Origin of the sequence: Streptomyces sp. BK022 (assembly GCF_004217355.1) — a bacterium.
Classification (GTDB): domain Bacteria; phylum Actinomycetota; class Actinomycetes; order Streptomycetales; family Streptomycetaceae; genus Streptomyces; species Streptomyces griseoluteus.
Window position 1 is genome coordinate 1,052,912 of sequence record NZ_SHKU01000001.1, and the last position, 18,873, is coordinate 1,071,784.

Annotated in this window: 14 protein-coding genes; 9 read left to right on the top strand and 5 right to left on the bottom strand. The window is 70.1% G+C overall.

Annotated features, from left to right (window positions below):
* The first annotated feature begins 162 nt into the window (after positions 1-162).
* The 3 genes from EV284_RS04810 (at position 163) to EV284_RS04820 (ending at position 5,145) form a co-directional block, all read left to right on the top strand.
* The gene (locus EV284_RS04810) at positions 163-1,134 is read left to right on the top strand and encodes a Dyp-type peroxidase (RefSeq protein ID WP_130330525.1); all 972 of its coding nucleotides are present in this window, start codon (positions 163-165) and stop codon (positions 1,132-1,134) included.
* A 112-nt stretch (positions 1,135-1,246) separates the two neighbouring features.
* Positions 1,247-2,686 carry a glutamate decarboxylase gene (locus EV284_RS04815; protein ID WP_130330527.1) on the top strand — a complete coding sequence of 480 codons (1,440 nt, stop codon included), beginning with the start codon at positions 1,247-1,249 and terminating at the stop codon, positions 2,684-2,686.
* A gap of 164 nt (positions 2,687-2,850) precedes the next feature.
* Positions 2,851-5,145, top strand: coding sequence for an FdhF/YdeP family oxidoreductase (locus tag EV284_RS04820; RefSeq protein WP_130330529.1), 2,295 nt, complete (start codon positions 2,851-2,853; stop codon positions 5,143-5,145).
* An 83-nt stretch (positions 5,146-5,228) separates the two neighbouring features.
* Here the strand turns inward: EV284_RS04820 and EV284_RS04825 are convergent, their stop codons facing one another.
* A complete protein-coding gene (locus EV284_RS04825; protein ID WP_130330531.1) occupies positions 5,229-5,672 on the bottom strand; it encodes an Hsp20/alpha crystallin family protein in 444 nt (147 codons plus the stop codon).
* A gap of 189 nt (positions 5,673-5,861) precedes the next feature.
* Between EV284_RS04825 and EV284_RS04830 the strand changes: the two genes are divergently transcribed.
* Both EV284_RS04830 and EV284_RS04835 read left to right on the top strand, forming a co-directional pair.
* A complete protein-coding gene (locus EV284_RS04830; protein ID WP_130330533.1) occupies positions 5,862-8,450 on the top strand; it encodes an ATP-dependent Clp protease ATP-binding subunit in 2,589 nt (862 codons plus the stop codon).
* A 25-nt stretch (positions 8,451-8,475) separates the two neighbouring features.
* On the top strand, positions 8,476-8,766 hold the full coding sequence (locus EV284_RS04835; protein WP_130330535.1) for a hypothetical protein: 291 nt from the start codon (positions 8,476-8,478) through the stop codon (positions 8,764-8,766).
* A gap of 79 nt (positions 8,767-8,845) precedes the next feature.
* Here the strand turns inward: EV284_RS04835 and EV284_RS04840 are convergent, their stop codons facing one another.
* From EV284_RS04840 to EV284_RS04850, 3 genes are all read right to left on the bottom strand, one after another.
* Positions 8,846-9,322 (bottom strand): GreA/GreB family elongation factor, encoded by a 477-nt coding sequence (locus tag EV284_RS04840; RefSeq protein WP_130330537.1) that lies wholly within the window; start codon positions 9,320-9,322, stop codon positions 8,846-8,848.
* A 44-nt stretch (positions 9,323-9,366) separates the two neighbouring features.
* The gene (locus EV284_RS04845; protein ID WP_130330539.1) at positions 9,367-10,782 is read right to left on the bottom strand and encodes a glucose-6-phosphate dehydrogenase; all 1,416 of its coding nucleotides are present in this window, start codon (positions 10,780-10,782) and stop codon (positions 9,367-9,369) included.
* 363 nt (positions 10,783-11,145) lie between these two features.
* Positions 11,146-12,591: a sugar porter family MFS transporter gene (locus EV284_RS04850; RefSeq protein ID WP_130331110.1), complete on the bottom strand. Its 1,446-nt coding sequence runs from the start codon at positions 12,589-12,591 to the stop codon at positions 11,146-11,148.
* A gap of 185 nt (positions 12,592-12,776) precedes the next feature.
* On the opposite strand from EV284_RS04850, the gene EV284_RS33130 reads away from it, so the two are divergent.
* Together EV284_RS33130 and EV284_RS04860 are read left to right on the top strand one after the other, a co-directional pair.
* Complete coding sequence (locus EV284_RS33130; RefSeq protein ID WP_242625565.1) at positions 12,777-13,019, top strand: hypothetical protein; 243 nt, start codon at positions 12,777-12,779, stop codon at positions 13,017-13,019.
* 28 nt (positions 13,020-13,047) lie between these two features.
* Entirely contained in the window at positions 13,048-14,076 is a 1,029-nt protein-coding gene (locus EV284_RS04860; RefSeq protein ID WP_242625566.1) for a cation diffusion facilitator family transporter, read from the top strand.
* A 7-nt stretch (positions 14,077-14,083) separates the two neighbouring features.
* Here EV284_RS04860 and EV284_RS04865 read toward each other — a convergent pair whose 3' ends face one another.
* Entirely contained in the window at positions 14,084-15,373 is a 1,290-nt protein-coding gene (locus EV284_RS04865) for a DUF3533 domain-containing protein (RefSeq protein WP_130330541.1), read from the bottom strand.
* A gap of 292 nt (positions 15,374-15,665) precedes the next feature.
* On the opposite strand from EV284_RS04865, the gene EV284_RS04870 reads away from it, so the two are divergent.
* Positions 15,666-16,208, top strand: coding sequence for a DoxX family protein (locus tag EV284_RS04870; protein WP_130330543.1), 543 nt, complete (start codon positions 15,666-15,668; stop codon positions 16,206-16,208).
* A gap of 317 nt (positions 16,209-16,525) precedes the next feature.
* Positions 16,526-18,829 carry an FdhF/YdeP family oxidoreductase gene (locus EV284_RS04875; protein WP_130331114.1) on the top strand — a complete coding sequence of 768 codons (2,304 nt, stop codon included), beginning with the start codon at positions 16,526-16,528 and terminating at the stop codon, positions 18,827-18,829.
* Positions 18,830-18,873: the final 44 nt, after the last annotated feature.

Genomic DNA, 18,873 nt, shown 5'->3' on the forward strand with positions numbered 1-18,873 from the left:
AACCCTTCCGCACCGCACCGGCCCCGGCCTCGTGACAGCGAATTCACGGCATCCGGCGCGGCCGACGTGAACGGGCCGCGCCGTCGGCGTGAATCCGCACGGCAAACCACCCTGAGCGTCTATGTTCGTCTCGCGTGCAAGCTGATCAGAAAGCAGGTTTCCATGACCGAGACACAGCCCGTCGTCGTTCCTCCGGCCAGGGCGGCGGTATTCCTCGTGGTCACCATCCACGAGGGCGGCGAGGACACCGTACGAGGCTTGCTTCAGGACGTGCAGTCGCTGCGCCGCTCCACCGGATACCGCGATCCCGACGCCCAGTTGAGCTGCGTGGTCGGCATAGGCTCCGCGGCCTGGGACCGCCTCTTCACCGGGCCGCGCCCCGCCGGTCTGCACCCCTTCGTCGAGCTGGAGGGCGAGCGCCACAAGGCCCCGGGCACCCCCGGCGACCTCCTCTTCCATGTGCGCGGGCGCCGCATGGACATCGTCTTCGAGCTGGCCCGGCAGTTCGCCCAGCGGCTCAAGGGCGCCGCCACGGTCGTGGACGAGGTGCACGGCTTCAAGTTCTTCGACGACCGTGACCTGCTCGGCTTCGTGGACGGCAGCGCCAACCCCGAGGGGGAGCGCGCCACCGACGCGGTGTACGTGGGCGAGGAGGACCCGGACTTCCAGGGCGGCAGCTACGTCATCGTGCAGAAGTACCTGCACGACATGGACGCCTGGCACGCCCTGTCCACGGAGGAGCAGGAGCGTGCCATCGGCCGGTCCAAGCTCGCCAACATCGAGTTCCCGGACGACGTGAAGGCCCCCGACTCCCACGTCATGCTGAACACGATCGAGGGCGGGGACGGCCGGGAGCTGAAGATCGTCCGCGAGAACATGCCGTTCGGCACCATCGGCGACGACGAGTACGGCACCTACTTCATCGGCTACGCCCGTACGCCCGACGTCATCGAGCGGATGCTCCGGAACATGTTCCTCGGCCGGCAGCCCGGACAGCACGACCGGATTCTCAACTACTCGACCGCCGTCACCGGTTCCCTGTTCCACGTGCCGACCGTCTCCTTCCTCGACGCCCTCCCCGCCGCCCCCGGCGAGAAGGCGGCCGAGCGGGACATAGCCCTCAACGCCTCGTAACCCCCGAACGCCTGAACGGACGGCACCGGCCCTCTCTCAGGGCCGGTGCCGTCCGTGCGTTCCGCCCCACGACCCCCTGCCAGCGGACGCTGACCGAACCCAGGAAGCACTCATGTCGCCTCTTTCGCACGGCACTTCCCAGCAGCACCCCGACGAACCCGCCCTCGCCCTCAACCCGTTCTTCGGGCAGGCGAACCCGGTGACCGAGATGACCGAGGACCCGCCCAAGCACCGCCTGGCGGAACGGCCGTTGGCCCCCGACACCGCCTACCAGGTGGTCCACGACGAGCTGATGCTCGACGGCAACGCCCGGCTCAACCTCGCCACCTTCGTCACCACCTGGATGGAACCGCAGGCCGGGCGGCTGATGGGGGAGTCGCGCGACAAGAACATCATCGACAAGGACGAGTACCCGCGCACCGCCGAGCTGGAGCGGCGCTGCGTCGCCATGCTCGCCGACCTGTGGAACGCCCCCGACCCCCTGCGGGCCGTGGGCTGTTCGACCACCGGCTCCAGCGAGGCGTGCATGCTCGCCGGGCTCGCCATGAAGCGCCGCTGGACCCGGCGCAACGCCGACCGCTATCCCGGCAGCGCCCGCCCCAACCTGGTCATCGGCATCAACGCCCAGGTCTGCTGGGAGAAGTTCTGCAACTACTGGGAGGTGGAGGCCCGCCAACTCCCCATGGAGGGGGACCGGTTCCACCTCGACCCGCACGAAGCGGTCGAGCTGTGCGACGAGAACACCATCGGGGTCGTCGGCATCCTCGGCTCCACCTTCGACGGCTCCTACGAGCCCATCGCCCAGCTCTGCGCCGCCCTCGACGCCTACCAGGAGCGCACCGGCATCGACATCCCGGTCCACGTCGACGGCGCGTCCGGCGCGATGATCGCCCCCTTCCTCGACCCCGGCCTGGAGTGGGACTTCCGGCTCCCGCGCGTGGCCTCGATCAACACCTCCGGCCACAAGTACGGGCTGGTCTACCCGGGCGTCGGCTGGGCCCTGTGGCGGGACAAGGAGGCGCTGCCCGAGGACCTGGTCTTCCGGGTCAACTACCTCGGCGGCGACATGCCGACCTTCGCCCTCAACTTCTCCCGTCCCGGCTCCCAGGTCATCGCGCAGTACTACACCTTCCTCCGCCTGGGCCGCGAAGGCTTCCGCGCGGTCCAGCAGGCCACCCGTGACGTGGCCATGTCCTTGGCGCAGAAGGTGGCGGACATGGGGGACTTCAGACTGCTCACGCGCGGCGATCAGCTGCCGGTGTTCGCCTTCACCACCGCCGACCACGTCACGTCCTACGACGTCTTCGACATCTCCCGCCGGATGCGGGAGACCGGCTGGCTGGTCCCCGCGTACACCTTCCCGCGCAACCGCCAGGACCTCGCCGTGATGCGGGTGGTGTGCCGCAACGGCTTCAGCCGCGACCTCGCCGAGCTGTTCGCCCAGGACCTCGCCCGGCTGCTGCCCGAACTGCGCGACCAGCCGCACCCGATGGTCCGCGACCACCAGGCCGGGACCGGGTTCCACCACTCGGAGAGCCGGGCGGAGCGGTAGCCCGCCGAAAGGTTCCTCATACAGGCACTGGATCGCCGCCCCGGGCCGCACGCCGCGCGCCGCGGGGCGACGATCCTGGTCACGTCCGGACCCCGGTGTCCTAGGCTGGGCCGCACTCGCGTCATCTGCACGCAGCGAGTCGGCCTGGAACACAGGGAGTTGTGATGAGCCAAGACACGTCGGGACGACCCACCGAAGGTGCCGATAAGCGGGCCCCGGAGTTCCAGCCCTACCACCACCCGGCGGCCGGCTGGGGAGCGGCCAAGAGCGTCACGCGCTTCCTGATACGTGAGCGCGAACTCCTCGAAGGCCCCAAGGCCATCCAGAAGATGAACCACGAGGGCAAGGGCTTCGACTGTCCCGGCTGCGCGTGGCCGGACGACCTCAAGGGCCTCAGGCTCGACATCTGCGAGAACGGCATCAAGCACGTCACGTGGGAGATGACCCACAAGCGCGTCGGCCCCGCCTTCTTCGCCGCCCACACCGTCAGCGAGCTCGCCACCTGGAGCGACGCCGCGCTGGAGGACCAGGGCCGCCTCACGCATCCCATGCGCTACGACGCGGACACCGACACCTACGTCCCCGTCTCCTGGCAGGACGCCTTCGACCTGGTCGGCACCACCCTGCGCAGCCTCAAGAGCCCCGACCAGGCGTCGTACTACACCTCGGGCCGGCTCGGCAACGAGGCGACCTTCCTCTACCAGCTGATGGCGCGCGAGCTGGGCACCAACAACCTGCCCGACTGCTCCAACATGTGCCACGAGGCCAGCGGGCGCGCCATGCAGGCCGCGCTCGGCACCGGCAAGGGCACCGTCGACCTGGAGGACTGGGAGAAGACCGACGCCCTGTTCATCATCGGCGTCAACGCCGCCTCCAACGCGCCCCGGATGCTCACCTCGCTCGCCGAGGCGTACAAGCGCGGGGCGAAGATCGTGCACATCAACCCGCTGGTCGAGGCGGCCGCCACCCGCACGATCATCCCGCACGACTTCGTCGACATGGCGCTCAACCGGGCCACTCCCACCAGCTCGCTCAACCTCCAGCCGCGCATCGGCGGCGACATGGCCCTGCTGCGCGGCATGGCGAAGGCGATCCTCGCCGAGTCGGAGACCAACCCCAAGGCGCTCGACCAGGAGTTCATCGACCGGCACACCTCGGGCTTCGCCGACTACCGCGCGGTCGTCGAGGCCACGTCCTGGGAGGAGCTGGAACTCCAGTCCGGGCTGAGCCGCGCCGAGATCGAGTCCGCCGCGCGGATCTACTGCGACGCCGACCGCGCCATCTTCAGCTGGTGCCTCGGCGTCACCCAGCACGAGCACGGCGTGGACACCGTCCGCGAGATCGTCAACGTCCTGCTGCTTCGGGGCAATCTGGGCCGCGAGGGTGCCGGTCCGTCCCCGGTGCGCGGACACAGCAACGTGCAGGGCAATCGCACCTGCGGAATCGACCACCGGCCGTCCAAGGAGTTCCTCGACCGGCTGGCCGAGGTCTGCGAGATCGACCCGCCCCGCGAGCACGGCCTGGACACCGTCAACACCATCGAGGCCATGCACACCGGCGACGTCAAGGTCTTCGTCGGCATGGGGGGAAACTTCGCCCTCGCCGCGCCGGACACCGCCTACACCTTCGACGCGCTGCGCAAGTGCGAGCTGACCGTGCAGGTCAGCACCAAGCTCAACCGCAGCCACCTGGTGCACGGCAAGCAGGCGCTCATCCTGCCCTGCCTCGGCCGGACCGAGAAGGACAGGCAGGCAGGCGGCGAGCAGGGCACCTCGGTCGAGGACTCGATGTCCATGGTCCACCTCTCCGTCGGCATGAAGCGCCCCGCCTCCGAGCACCTGCTCTCCGAGCCCGCGATCATCGCCGGCATGGCACGCGCCGCCCTGCCCGACAGCGCCACCCCGTGGGAGTGGTACGTCGAGGACTACGACCGCATCCGCGACACCATGGCCAAGGCGCTGGAGGGCTTCGAGGACTTCAACCGCCGGGTCCGGCTGCCGCTGGGCTTCCGCATCAAGCAGCCCGCCCGCGAACTCGTCTTCCGCACCCCCACGGAGCGCGCCGAGTTCTCCAGCGCCGGCCTGACCGACGTCGTTCCCGCGACCGGCATGCTCAAGCTCGGCACGATGCGCTCCCACGACCAGTGGAACACCACGATCTACTCGGACGACGACCGCTACCGCGGGGTCAGGAACCTGCGCACGCTGATCTTCATGAACAAGGAGGACATGGCCGAGCGGGGGCTGAGCCTCTTCGACGAGGTCGACATCACCAGCATCGCCAAGGACGGCAGTAAGCGCAGCGTCCACGGTTACAAGGTGATCCCGTACGACATCCCCGAGGGGTGCGCGGCCGGGTACATGCCGGAGCTGAACGTGCTCTGCGCGATCGGCGACTACAGCACGCAGAGCGACCAGCCGCTGATGAAGAACGTCAATGTCATGGTGACGCCCGCTTAGCCGTCACGCCCGCGCCGAGTCGGACGTCACGCCGAAAGCGGCCGGCCATTTCCGGGGCCGGTCGCTTTCGTATGCGCGCGCTTTCAGGAACGGATCTCGATCGAGCGCCGGGTGGCCGCCTGGGATTTCGGCAGCCGGAGTGTCAGGACACCGTCGGAGAGATCGGCCTGAACGCCCTCGACATCGACGTCACCGGGGACCCGTACCCCGTAGGAGAAACTGCCGTCCCTGCGGCGCAGGGCGTTTTTGCCGGTGTTCTCGTCGAGCGAGCCGTGAATGTGCAGTTCACGGCCGTCGATCTCGATGTTCACGCTCTCGCGGGGAATGCCCGGCAATTCGGCGCGGACCAGATAGGCGTCGCCCGCGTCCTCCTCCTCGACCAGCGGCATCCAGTGCCTGGCCGGCTCGGCCGGCTGCGCGGACTGCTCCACCAGGCGGCTGACCTCGCCCCACAACTGCTGGAGTTCCACCACGGGATCGTGTCCGGCCCACCAGGCCGATCTCGCAACGCCCGCACGTTCGCTCATGCCCGGACTCCTCTTCTCCTCGCCTGCATATAAGGAGTGTGCACAACACGCTCGACACCGGCAGCAAGGCTCAGGCAAACGGGTGGGGAAAGCCCGGAAATCCCTTGGGGGAGCTTGCTTCCTCAGGTTGCGAGGCCCTGGACATCGCGGTTCAGTGAAAACCTGATCCGTCGCGCACCAGGAGCTGCCATGTCGATGTCGTTCGGTTCACCGTTCGGTTCCTCCGACCCGTTCAGCGACCTGCTGAACCGGTTCTTCGGCATGTCACCGGCGTCATCACCCCCCGCTGTGCAGCGAGTTCCCATCGGCCGGCTGCTCACCGAGTCCTCGCGGGAACTGCTCAACCTGGCCGCGCAGAAGGCCGAGGAGGACGGCACCTCCGACCTCGACACCCAGCACCTGCTGTGGGCCGCGACCAAGGTCGAGCCCAGCCGCCGCATCCTCGCGCAGGCCGGGGTCGACCCCGACAAGCTCGCCGAGACGATCAGTGAGGTGCTGCCCGGCGAGTCCGGCACCCCGTCCGCCGAGCCGGGCCTCACCCCGGCGGCCAAGCGCACCCTCGCCGACGCCTTCGCCCAGTCGCAGGCGGCCGGCAACTCCTACATCGGCCCGGAGCACATCCTGGCCGCGCTGCTGGACGACGCCGACTCCGGCGCCGGGCGTCTGCTGTCCGCCGAGGGCCTCGACGGAAAGAAGCTGGCCTCGCGCACCGAGCAGGCCGCGCGCCAGGACCAGGGCCGCCCGGGGGGCGGCCCCACCAGCACGCTGGACGAGTTCGGCCGTGACCTCACCGAGGAGGCCAAGCAGGGCAAGCTCGACCCGGTGGTCGGACGCGCCGACGAGATCGAGCAGACGGTCGAGATCCTCTCCCGCCGTTCCAAGAACAACCCGGTGCTCATCGGCGAGCCCGGCGTCGGCAAGACCGCCATCGTGGAGGGACTCGCCCAGCGCATCGTGATCGGGGACGTACCCGACACCCTGAAGGACAAGCGGGTCGTCGCCCTCGACATGTCCGGCCTGGTGGCCGGCGCCCAGTACCGCGGCCAGTTCGAGGAGCGACTGAAGAAGGTCATCGAGGACGTCCAGGCCTCCGAGGGCGAGATCATCCTCTTCATCGACGAGCTGCACACCGTCGTCGGCGCCGGCGCCACCGGCGAGGGCTCGATGGACGCGGGCAACATCCTCAAGCCCGCCCTCGCCCGCGGCGAGCTGCACGTCGTCGGCGCGACCACGATCGACGAGTACCGCAAGTACGTCGAGAAGGACGCCGCCCTCGAACGGCGCTTCCAGCCCGTCATGGTGCCGGAGCCCAGCGTCGCGGAGACGGTGCTGATCCTCGAAGGGCTGCGCGACGCCTACGAGGCCCACCACCAGGTCCGCTACGAGGACGCCGCGCTCGAAGCCTGTGCCGGGCTGTCCGACCGCTACATCACCGACCGCTTCCTCCCGGACAAGGCCATCGACCTGATGGACCAGGCCGGCGCGCGGGTACGGCTGCGCAGCGCGGCCCGCTCCACCGAGGTGGTCGCCCGCGAGGACAAGATCGCCAAGCTGCGCCGCGAGCTGGACGAGGCGGTGTCCGGCCAGGACTACGAGAGGGCGAACGACCTCAAGAAGAAGATCGCCGAGGTCGAGGCCGAACTCGCCGGCATCGAGGAGCGCCGCGAGGGCGTCGTCACCGTCACCCCGAACGACATCGCCGACATCGTCTCCCGCCGGACCGGCATCCCCGTCTCGCAGCTCACCGCCAGCGAGAAGGAGCGGCTGCTCAACCTGGAGGAGGAGATGCACGCCCGCATCGTCGGGCAGAACGAGGCCGTCACCGCGGTCTCGCAGGCGGTCCGCCGCAACCGCGCCGGCATGGGCGACCCGGACCGTCCGGTGGGCTCCTTCCTCTTCCTCGGCCCCACGGGTGTCGGCAAGACCGAACTCGCCAAGGCCCTCGCCGAGCTGCTGTTCGGCGACGAGGACCGCATGATCCGGTTCGACATGAGCGAGTTCCAGGAGAAGCACACCGTCTCCCGCCTGGTCGGCGCGCCTCCCGGATACGTCGGCTACGAGGAGGCCGGACAGCTCACCGAGAAGGTCCGCCGCCAGCCGTACAGCGTGGTGCTGTTCGACGAGATCGAGAAGGCGCACCCGGATGTGTTCAGCACGCTGCTCCAGATCCTGGACGACGGCCGGCTGACCGACGGCCAGGGCCGCACCGTCGACTTCCGGCACACCGTCATCATCATGACGTCGAACATCGGCGCCCACCTGATCCTGGCGCACCAGGGCGACGTGTCCGAGATCAAGGACGACCTGCTGGAGGAGCTGCGCGGCCGGTTCCTGCCCGAGTTCCTCAACCGGATCGACGACATCATCATCTTCCACAGCCTCACCGAGGACGACCTCTCCGAGATCGTGGACCACCTGCTGGACCAGAGCCGGCGCCGGGTGAAGGCGCAGGGGTTGCAGCTGGAGGTCACCGAGGCGGCGAAGAAGCTGCTGATCGCCCACGGTCACCAGCCGGAGTTCGGCGCGCGTCCGCTGCGCCGCACGATCCAGACCGAGCTGGACAACCGCATCGCCGAGCTGCTGCTCAGCGGCCAGGCCGACCCGGGGGACACGATCGTCGCGGATGTACAGAACGACTCGCTGCACGTCATCGTGCGCAAGCCGGACGAGAAGAAGTCCGAGAAGGGCGACGAGCCCGCGGGGAAGAAGGCGGCGGCCAAGAAGACCGCGTCCGGCGGCAAGAAGAAGGCCGACTCGAAGGACGCCGAAGCCAAGTAGGACTTACGGCGGCAAGGAGAACCCCATGGCGCACCACCACAAGTCCAACAAGAGGGTCGAGGGCGACCCCGACAGCGACCACGGGCGTGGGCTGCCCCGCCGCCCGGACGAGACCGAGCTTCAGGAACGCACCCAGGAGGACCGGCGTGACGTCGGCCTCCCCGTCCGGGAGCAGGAGAGCCCGGAGCGGATCTACGAGCAGGAGAGCGCCGAGATCGACCGCCAGGTCGAACGGGGCGAGGTGGAGACGGGTGACCTGACGCGCCGGCAGCGCGAGCAGGAGGACCCCTTCCCGCCCTCCCACTACGACGGCTGACCCCGCGGGCGGCCGACGAGCCCGGGCGGACCGGACGCGATGTCCAGCCCGCCCGGGCTCGTGTCTGTCCGCCGCTCTCTCAGCCCTTGTCGCCGGGCGCGCCCAGGGAGACCACGACCGCGGTGGCCTCGCCGTCCGGGGCGTCGTAGCTGACGGTGTCGCCGGGGGTGCGGCCGAGCAGCGCGCGGCCCAGCGGGCTGTCGGAGGTGACCAGCTTCGGGTCGCGGGCGTCGGCGATCTCGCCGATGTGCAGGGTGTCCGTGGTGCCGTCCGCGAACCGGACGGTGACCGTCGTGCCCACCCCGACCTTGTCGGTCGGGACCGGGCCCCCGATGTCCGCCTGGCGCAGCCGGTCCTCGACCCGGTCGATGCGCTCGTCCAGCCGGCCCAGCTGGTCGGCCCGCTGGATCTCGTCGGCCTGGTCGGCACGGTCCCCGACCTCGTCGGAGTCCTTCAGCGTCGCGGCGACCGTCTTGCGCTCCTCACGCAGATCGGACAGTTCCTGCTCGAGCGCCTTGCGTGCGTCGGCGCTGATCGGCTCGGGGTCACCGGTCATTCCTGCTCCAGTGCTACAGACGGAAAGTGCTGGACACGAGCACCCTACTGGCGCGAGCCCGGTGCCGGGGGAACCTCGGGGACCCAGGGCCGCTGCCACGGCGGACTGCCCGCCACCAGCGCGTCCGCCTGGGGCGGGCCCCAGGAGCCGGGCGGGTACGGGTGGACCGGCGGGGGATAGGTGAGGAGCGGCTGGATGATCCGCCAGCACTCCTCGACCGCCCGCTGCGGTGCGAAGTACTTGTCGTCACCGGTCAGGGCCGCGTACAGGAGGCGTTCGTACGGGGCGAGGGGCTTGCCGAGTTCGCGGGCGAAGACGGTGTCCAGGGGGACCGGACGCCAGGCCGACTCCTCGTCCAGGGCGGAGAGCTGGAGGCGCATGCCGGCCTCGGGGTCGATGCGCAGCACGATCTGGTTGCCGGCGACCTGGCCGGGGTCGGGGAGGAAGCCGAGCCGGGGAGGCTCGCGCAGGATCAGCCGCACCTCGGTCACCCGTACCGGCAGCCGCTTGCCCGCGCGGATGAAGACCGGCACGCCGTCCCACCGCCAGTTGTTGATCTCCAGCCGGAGCGCCGCGTACGTCTCCACGGTCGAGTCCGGTGCCACACCCGGCAGTTGCTGGTAGCCGATGTACTGGCCGCGCACGTACGCGTGCACGTCCGCCTCGGGCATCGCGCGCAGCACCTCGATCCGCTTGTCCCACAGATCGGTCGCGCTCGGCCCGACCGGCGGGTCCATCGCCACCAGGGCCAGCACCAGCAGCAGGTGATTCTGGATCACATCGCGCAGCGCGCCGACCTGTTCGTAGAAGCCACCGCGGCCCTCGACGCCGAACTCCTCGGCCATCGTGATCTGGATGGCCACCACGCTGTCCCGGTGCCACAGCTCGGCCAGCGCGGAGTTGGCGAACCGCAGGTACTCCAGCTCGATGACGGGTTCCTTGCCCAGGAAGTGGTCGACCCTCAGGATCTGGTTCTCGTCCAGCACCGCCGTCAGCTTGCGGTCCAGGGCGCGGGCCGACGCCAGGTCGTGCCCGAACGGCTTCTCCAGCGCCACCCGCGCCTGCCCCAGCAGCCGGGCGGAGGCGAGCTGGTCCACGATCGGGGCGAACAGCGCGGGCGGGGTCTCCAGATAGAACAGCGGACGCTTGCGGCGCCCCAGCTCCTGGGCGAGCCGCCCATAGGTCTCGGGCACGGTGAGGTCTCCGGCCACATAGGCCATCCGGCCTGCCAGCCGCTCCAGCACGGCCCGGTCGACCGACTCCTCCGCCTGCTCCACCGCCGTACGGACCAGGTCCGCCAGCTCGTCGTGGCTCATCTCGCGGCGGCCGACACCGATCACGGGGCAGTCGAGCAGCCCCCGGCCCTCCAGCTTGTAGAGCGCGGGGAAGGTCATCTTCCGCGCGAGATCCCCGGTCACCCCGAAGATCACCAGAGTGTCGGCTTCCCAGGTTCCGGCCATCGGCGGATACTCCTCGTCCCGGCGGCGGGCGCGCGCGACGGCGCCCCCTTTCTCGGTCTCTCGTATCGTCCGTGTCCCGGACCCGGCGCGCGACTCGGGGCGCGCGCCGGGCGACCGTGCTCGCGGGGCATACCCGCATGTATGGTGTCCGGACCGCGGGGCAGGAGATCATCCGTCCCCGTACCGAACGTGTCCGACCACGCCAGAAGGAGGCCCGCATGTCCTCGAAGCGACGCCGGAAGAAGAAGGCCCGCCGCAAGAACGGCGCCAACCACGGCAAGCGGCCCCAGTCCTGAGCGACGGCCGCACCGGGCCCGGTCACCCCACCGCGGGGCGACCGGGCCCGGCCTGTTTCCCGGCTCCTCAGGTCCGGCTGCGGTCCCCGGCCCGGCGGCCGGTGTCCTTCCCGGCCGGGCCGGGGTGCCCGAACCGGGCCTGGAGGGCGGCGTCGACCTCCTCGAAGGAGCGGTCCTTCGTCTCGGGCACGAACCGGGCCACGAACAGCAGCCCGCAGAGGCAGATCACGGCGAACACCAGGAACGTCTCGCCCTGCCCGATCGCGGCCGCCAGCGGCAGGAAGGCCTGGCTGACCGCGAAGTTGGAGATCCAGTTGGTGGTCGTCGCCGTGCTCGACCCCAGCGCCCGCACCGCCGGCGGGAACAGCTCGCCCACCAGCACCCAGAAGATGGGTCCGAGACCGCCCGCGTAGGCGGCGATGTAAAGGATCATGTAGAGCAGGGACAGCTCGGAGTTCCAGCTCGCGACGAAGCTCAGGCCCAGCAGTGCCACCAGAAGCGTCATCCCGGCCAGCGAGAACAGCAGCAGGGTGCGCCGGCCCGCCCGGTCGATGAGCCTGGTCGCCACGATGGTCATCACCAGGTTGATCACACCGATGAACACCGAGTAGAAGATCGAGTTGGAGGCGCTGAGCCCGGTCTTCTCGATGATGGTCGGCGCGTAGTAGATGATCGTGTTGATGCCGCCGAACTGCTGGACGACGGCCATCGTCACGCCCACGATCAGCGCCGGGCGCACCTTCGGGCCGAGCAGCGTCCGCCAGCCCGGCCGGGGCGCGTGGGCGCCGTCCCGGTGCCGCAGCCCGGTCACCACCCGCTCCGCGTCGTCCTTCGGCAGCACCAGCGTCAGCACCTCGCGGGCCTCGGTCCAGCGGCCCTTGCGCACCAGCCAGGGCAGCGACTCCGGCAGCACCAGCAGCGCGCACAGCGTCAGCACCGACGCCGGGACGGCGCCGAGCGCGAACATCAGCCGCCAGTCCCCGCTGCCGGAGAAGGCCAGGTCGATCAGGTACGACACCAGGATGCCCACCGTGATCATGAGCTGGTTGGCGCTCAGCACCCGGCCCCGGATCGCGGTGGGGGAGATCTCCGAGAGGTACACCGGCACGGTCGCCGAGGCCGCGCCCACCGCGAGCCCGAGCACGACCCGGCCGACCAGCAGGTGCCAGTACGTCGGCGCGGTCGCGGCGACGGCGGTGCCGACGATGAAGACGGCGCCCTCCAGCGCCACCGCCTTCCGGCGCCCGATCGCGTCCGCGAGCCGGCCCGCGAGCAGCGCGCCCGCCATGGCGCCGACCAGCAGGACGGAGACGATGGTGCCCTGCTCGGCGGCGGAGAGGTGGAAGTCGCGGGTGATGAACAGCAGGGCGCCGGAGACCACCCCGGTGTCGTAGCCGAAGAGGAAGCCGCCGACGGCGATGAGCGCGGCCCAGCGGTAGATCCTCCGCAGGCCCTTGGGGGGCACCTGGTCGACCGGTCCGTGCGTGCCCGGTTCACGGGAGAAGCCCTGCATCTGCACGTCCTGTCGTCGGCGGTTCGCCATCGGTTCGTCGTCGGTCACGGGCGGCGGCCGGCACAGCGCGGCGCGGGCAAGGTGTTCCGCGCACGCCCCGCACGGAAACGGCGCCCTCACCCGAACGGCACCCGGGTCCCCCGTTCGGACGGCAGCGCCGGCCGGTGCCCGGCGGGCGGCCGAGAGTGGGCGTCCCCGGCATCGAGCAGCACGACGCGGCCGGACACCCCGAACCGCCGACCGCCGGTGCCGCGACATCACCGGGTCCGGCCACCGTCGAACTCGACGGTGAGCAGGGCGAGTACAACCTGTGCCTGCACGTCGGCACCGGCCTGCCCGTCCTGGAGGCCGTCTCGGTGAGCCATCCGCTCACCGACCTCACCCTCGGCGCCGCCGAGGTCGTCCACGACCACCTGGACCGGTCATGAGATCACGGAAGAGGGTTACTGTCCGGCTATGAGCGAACAGGGTGAACCGGGAATGGAACGAGGGACGAACGCGGGCGGGGGCCCCTACCTGGACCCCCGCGTGGGCTCCGCGGGCGGTCCCGGCGCGGGCGGGTCGACCTTCACCGTCCTCGTGGCGGCCGCCGCCAACTTCGGCGTGGCGCTCGCCAAGGCCGTCGCCGGTGTGCTCAGCGGCTCCAGCGCCATGCTCGCCGAGGCCGGGCACTCGGTCGCCGACACCCTGACCGAGGCCCTGCTCTTCGTCGCCCTCAAGCGGAGCAGGAAACCCGCCGACGAGGACCACCCCCTCGGCTACGGCCCCGAGCGGTACATCTGGGCGCTGCTCGCCTCCGTCGCCACCTTCGTCGGCGGCGGCGTCTTCGCCGTGTACGACGGCATCCACGCCCTCACCCAGGGCGAGAAGCCGGGCGACCCGCTGATCTCCTACATCGTGCTCGCCGTCGCGTTCGTGCTGGAGGGGCTCTCCCTGCGCACCGGCTGGCGGCAGGCCACCGGCCGGGCCGAGCACTTCCGGGTGCCGATCCTGCGCTACCTCCAGCACACCCCCGACACCGCCGTGAAGGCCGTCGTCATGGAGGACTCCGCCGCGCTCATCGGCCTGGTGCTCGCCGCCCTCGGGCTGCTCGGCGGCCAGCTCACCGGCTCCGGGATCTTCGACGGCATCGCCTCCATCCTCATCGGTGTGCTGCTCATCGCCGTGGCCTACATCCTCGGCCGTGCCAACACCGAACTCCTCGTCGGCCGCGCCCTGCCCAAACCGATGCGGGAGGCCGTACGCCGGGAACTGCTCTCCGTGGACGCCGTCCAGGACGTGATGGAACTGACCACGCTGGTCCAGGGGCCGGGGGAGATCCTGATCGCGGCCAAGGTCGACTTCCGCGACGTCTCCACCTCCGCCCAGATCGAGTGGGCCTGCGAGGAGGCGGAGACCAGGCTGCGCACCCTCATCCCGGCGGTCAAGCGCGTCTACCTGGACCCCACGCCCCCGCGTACGAGTCCGCCGCCCCTGTCGGAGTAGCGGGCGGTCAACCCGGCTGGGGCACCATCCGGTGCAGGCCCCGGCGGTCGTAGTAGCGGGTCGCCGCGAAGCCGAACGCCAGGGCCACCACGAAGCCGATCGCGATCATCGTCCAGCCGCGCCCCAGCCCGGCGTCGGCACGGGCGTCGAAGTAGAGGATCGCCCGTACCCCGGCCGCCAGTTGACGCATCGGCTCGAAGGCCCCGAGGAACCGGTAGAAGCCCGGCACCGCCTCCAGCGGCACGGTGGCGCCCGAGGACGGCAGCGCGAACGCGATGAAGACGAACATCGACACGAGCTGTCCCAGGCTGCCGAAGGCCGCGTTGATCGCCTGGACCCCCAGCCCGACCGTCAGCGTCGCACAGTACGAGAACACCCACAGCAGACCGGCGTGCGGGGCGTCCATGCCCAGTACGCCGATCGTCGCCAGCATGATCAGCGAGGTGGTGAGCAGCGAGAGGCCGGCCGTCATCACCATCTTCAGCACCAGCGTCTGGGTCCGGGTGATGTGCACCGTCGGACGCCGCGAGTGCCAGGGGCCGATCTCCGTGTCGGCGTAGCCGAGCCCGCTGTCGACGCCGTTGTGGATGATGTTGCCGCCGATGAACCCGGCCAGCACCAGCAGCAGCGCGTAGTAGAAGGCGCTCAGACCCAGCCCGCTGTGGGCGCCGATGGGATGGCCCACCTGGGTCCGCACCTCCACCGGGTCGGCGATCAGCACCCGGGTCGCCGCGCTCGCCCGCCTCACCTCGGGAGACGCCGACAACTGCTTGCCGACCGAGACCGACACCTGGTGCGCCGCGCTCTGCGTGATCCGCCCCGCGAGCGAGGAGGCCAGGCTGCCGACGCCGGGGTTGGTCAGCACGGTCAGCGCCGGGCGGGACTTCGCGTCCGGGGTGGCCAGCGCGCCCACGGTCGCCGTGAAGTCCGCCGGGATCACCAGGGCGCCGTACACCCGGCCCGACGCCAGCTCGTCCTGCGCCCTGGCCCGGGACATCGGGCGCCAGCGGACCCGGTCGTCGGAAGAGCCGGAGGAGAGGATGGAGCGGGCGGCCTGCGTGCCCACGTTGGCCTGCTGACCCGGCAGCGGCTTGCCCTCGTCCTGGTCGACCAGCGCCACCGGCATCCGGTGCAGGCTGCCCTCCGGGGTGAGGATGCCGCCCATGTACAGCAGCGACAGCACCAGCGCGACCAGCGAGCTGAGCACGGCGGGCATCAGCCACAGCTTCCACCGCCCCAGCAGCTGCGCCGCGCTCACCCACGGTCCGGACGCGTGCGGGGGCATCCCGGATGCCATACCACTCCAAGAGGTGCAGTCGGCGGCAACCGCCGAACGGGCTGCGGCGCGGGGCCCGTACATGGTCGGCCGCCGGGCCGCACCGCCCGCGGACGCAAGCCGACGATAGAGCCCGGACGCCGGAACGTCCCGCCGCGACACCGGCCATCTGCTCCGGGTGACCGAAGGGAGCGGACCCCGCGATCTCGCGTGCCCCTCGCGTGTCCCTCGCGTACTCCGGGGGGCGTGCCGCCCCGATGGTCGCTAGCGTGTTGCCCAGTTCGGACCGCTTTGCCGACGGAAGGACCACCCCATGGGGCGACGCAAGGATCTCGGACTGCTGGCCGTACGCCTCGGCACCGGCGGCGTACTGGCCGCCCACGGTGCGCAGAAGCTGCTCGGCTGGTTCGGCGGCGGAGGCATCGAGGGCACGGCCGAGTTCATGGAGTCCGTGGGCTTCCGCCCCGGCAAGGTGAGCGCCATCGCGTCCGGGTCGGCCGAGCTGGGCGGCGGAGTCCTGCTCGCGCTCGGTCTCGCCACGCCCGCCGCCGGTGCCGCCGTGGCCGGGGGCATGGGCGGCGCCGTCTCCGTGCACCGCCCCAACGGATTCTTCGCCATGGCGGGCGGCTACGAATACCCGGCCTACCTCGGCTACATCGCCACCTGTATCGGCCTGACCGGGCCCGGCCGCTACTCCCTGGACCGGCTCCTCGGCTACCGGCTCGACCGGCCCCGGTTCGTCCTGCTCTCCTTCGCGCTGAGCGCCGCCGGCACCGCGGTGGTCGTCGCCCGCCGGGAACAGGTGCTCTCGGCCCAGCGGCGCGAGGAGGCGGCGCCGGTCACCCCGGCTCCCTGAAGGGGGTCGCACCTGCGAGCTGGACCTCCCTTTCCGCCTGGACCATGCGGCACGGAACTCGGTCACCGAGACCGGATTCCGTGCCGTTCCGCCTTTTCTGAGTTATCGGAAACCCCTTTTTCCGATGCCGGGGAATGAGGTCCCGAGACCGATCCGGAAAACGCCGTTCGGCCTTTGTTTTCAAGGGGTGCGCGTCGCGTGGCGGGTGCTGATACCCCGACATACTCTGGCCTAAAGCTCCATAGACAGGTATGGACGCACGCCGCGACGGCGGAAGGGTGAGAGCCTTGAGCACCTTGGACGAAGAACAGTCACGGATGATGGAGGCGGAGTCGGACCTCGAGCCTCGCGTGGGCCCGATCCCCAAGGGGGAGCCGTACTTCCACCCTTACCACCACCCCGCCGCTGGATGGGGCGCCGCCAAAAGCGTGACCAAATTCCTGCTGGACGAGGGAACGCTGATCGAGGGCCCGCGGGCCATCATGAAGATGAACCACGAGAACGGTGGTTTCGACTGTCCCGGATGTGCGTGGCCGGATGACACCAAGGGCCTGAAGCTTGACATCTGTGAGAACGGAATCAAGCACGTCACATGGGAACTGACGCACAAGAGGGCCGACCGTGAGATGTTCGCGCGCCACACGGTGAGCGAAATGCACGAGTGGAGCGACTTCAAGCTGGAGGACCAGGGCCGGCTCACCGAGCCCATGGTCTACGACGCGGCCACCGACCACTACGTGCCGATCTCCTGGCACGACGCCTTCGAGCTCGTCGGACGCCACCTGCGCAATCTGGAGAACCCCAACCAGGCGTCGTACTACACCTCGGGCCGGCTCGGCAACGAGGCCACTTTCCTCTACCAGTTGATGGCGCGCGAGCTGGGCACCAACAACCTGCCCGACTGCTCCAACATGTGCCACGAGGCCAGCGGGCGTGCCATGCAGGCCGCGCTCGGCACCGGCAAGGGCACCGTCGACCTCAAGGACTGGGAAGCCACCGACGCCCTGTTCATCCTCGGCGTCAACGTCGCCTCCAACGCGCCCCGGATGCTCACCTCGCTGACCGAGGCGTTCGACCGGGGTGCGCAGATCGTGCACATCAACCCGTTCATCGAGGCGGGCGCCACCAAGGCGATCATCCCGCACGACTTCCTGGACATGGCCACCTTCCACGCCACCCGGACCAGCACCCTGGACCTCCAGGTGCGGATCGGCGGTGACATGGCGCTGCTGCGCGGCATGGCCAAGGCGGTGCTGGAGCAGGCCAAGATCGACCCCAAGGCCATCGACAGCCAGTTCATCAACCGGCACACCGTCGGCTTCGAGGAGTACCGGGCGCTGTGCGAGGCCACGCCCTGGGAGGAGCTGGAGCGCCAGTCCGGGCTCAGCCGCGCGGACATCCTCAAGGCGGCCCGGATCTACACCGACGCCGACCGCTCCATCATCAGCTGGTGCCTCGGCGTCACCCAGCACGAGCACGGCGTGGACACCGTCCGCGAGATCATCAACCTGCTGCTTCTGCGCGGCAACCTGGGCCGCGAGGGGGCCGGTCCCTCCCCGGTGCGCGGGCACAGCAACGTGCAGGGCAACCGCACCTGCGGCATCGACCACCGCCCCGAGCCGGAGTTCCTGGACCGGCTGGCCGAGGTCTGCAAGATCGACCCGCCGCGCGACCACGGCCTCGACACCATCGGCACGCTCCAGGCGATGAACCGGGGCGACGTCAAGGTGTTCATCGGCATGGGCGGCAACTTCGCCCTCGCGGTGCCCGACTCGCCGTTCAGCTACGAGGCGCTGCGCAACTGCGATCTCACGGTCCAGGTCAGCACCAAGCTGAACCGCAGCCATGTCGTCCACGGCAAGGAGGCGCTGATCCTGCCGTGCCTCGCCCGCACGGACAAGGACCACCAGCGGGGCGGCGTGCAGAGCACCTCGGTCGAGGACTCGATGTCGATGGTCCACCTGTCGGTCGGCATGAAGCGGCCCGCCTCCAAGAAGCTGCTCTCCGAGCCCGCGATCGTCGCCGGCATGGCCCGCGCCGCCCTGCCCGCGAGCCCCACGCCGTGGGAGTGGTACATCGAGGACTACGACCGCATCCGGGACACCATGTCCGAAGTCCTGGACGGCTTCGAGGACTTCAACCGCCGGGTCCGGCTTCCGCTGGGCTTCCGCATCAAGCAGCCCGCCCGTGAGCTGATCTTCCTCACCGAGTCCGGCAGGGCGGAGTTCTCCAGCGCCAAGCTGGCCGACGTGGTGCCCGCCCCGGGCATGCTGGCGCTCGGCACGATGCGCTCGCACGACCAGTGGAACACCACGATCTACTCCGACAACGACCGCTACCGCGGCATCAAGAACCTGCGCGAACTCGTCTTCATGAACGAGGACGACATGCGCGAGCGCGGGATCTCGGAGTTCGACCCGGTGAACATCGTCGCCACGGCGAAGGACGGCAGCCACCGCTACCTCGACGGCTACCTCGCCATCCCGTACGACATGCCGCGCGGCTGTGCGGCCGGGTACATGCCCGAGATGAACGTGCTGATCGCGCTGTGCGACTACAGCACCCAGAGCGACCAGCCGCTCATGAAGCACGTCAAGGTGCACATCTCCCCGGCGACCTGACCGGACCCCGGCACATGGGTGGGCCCCCTCCGGCCGGAGGGGGC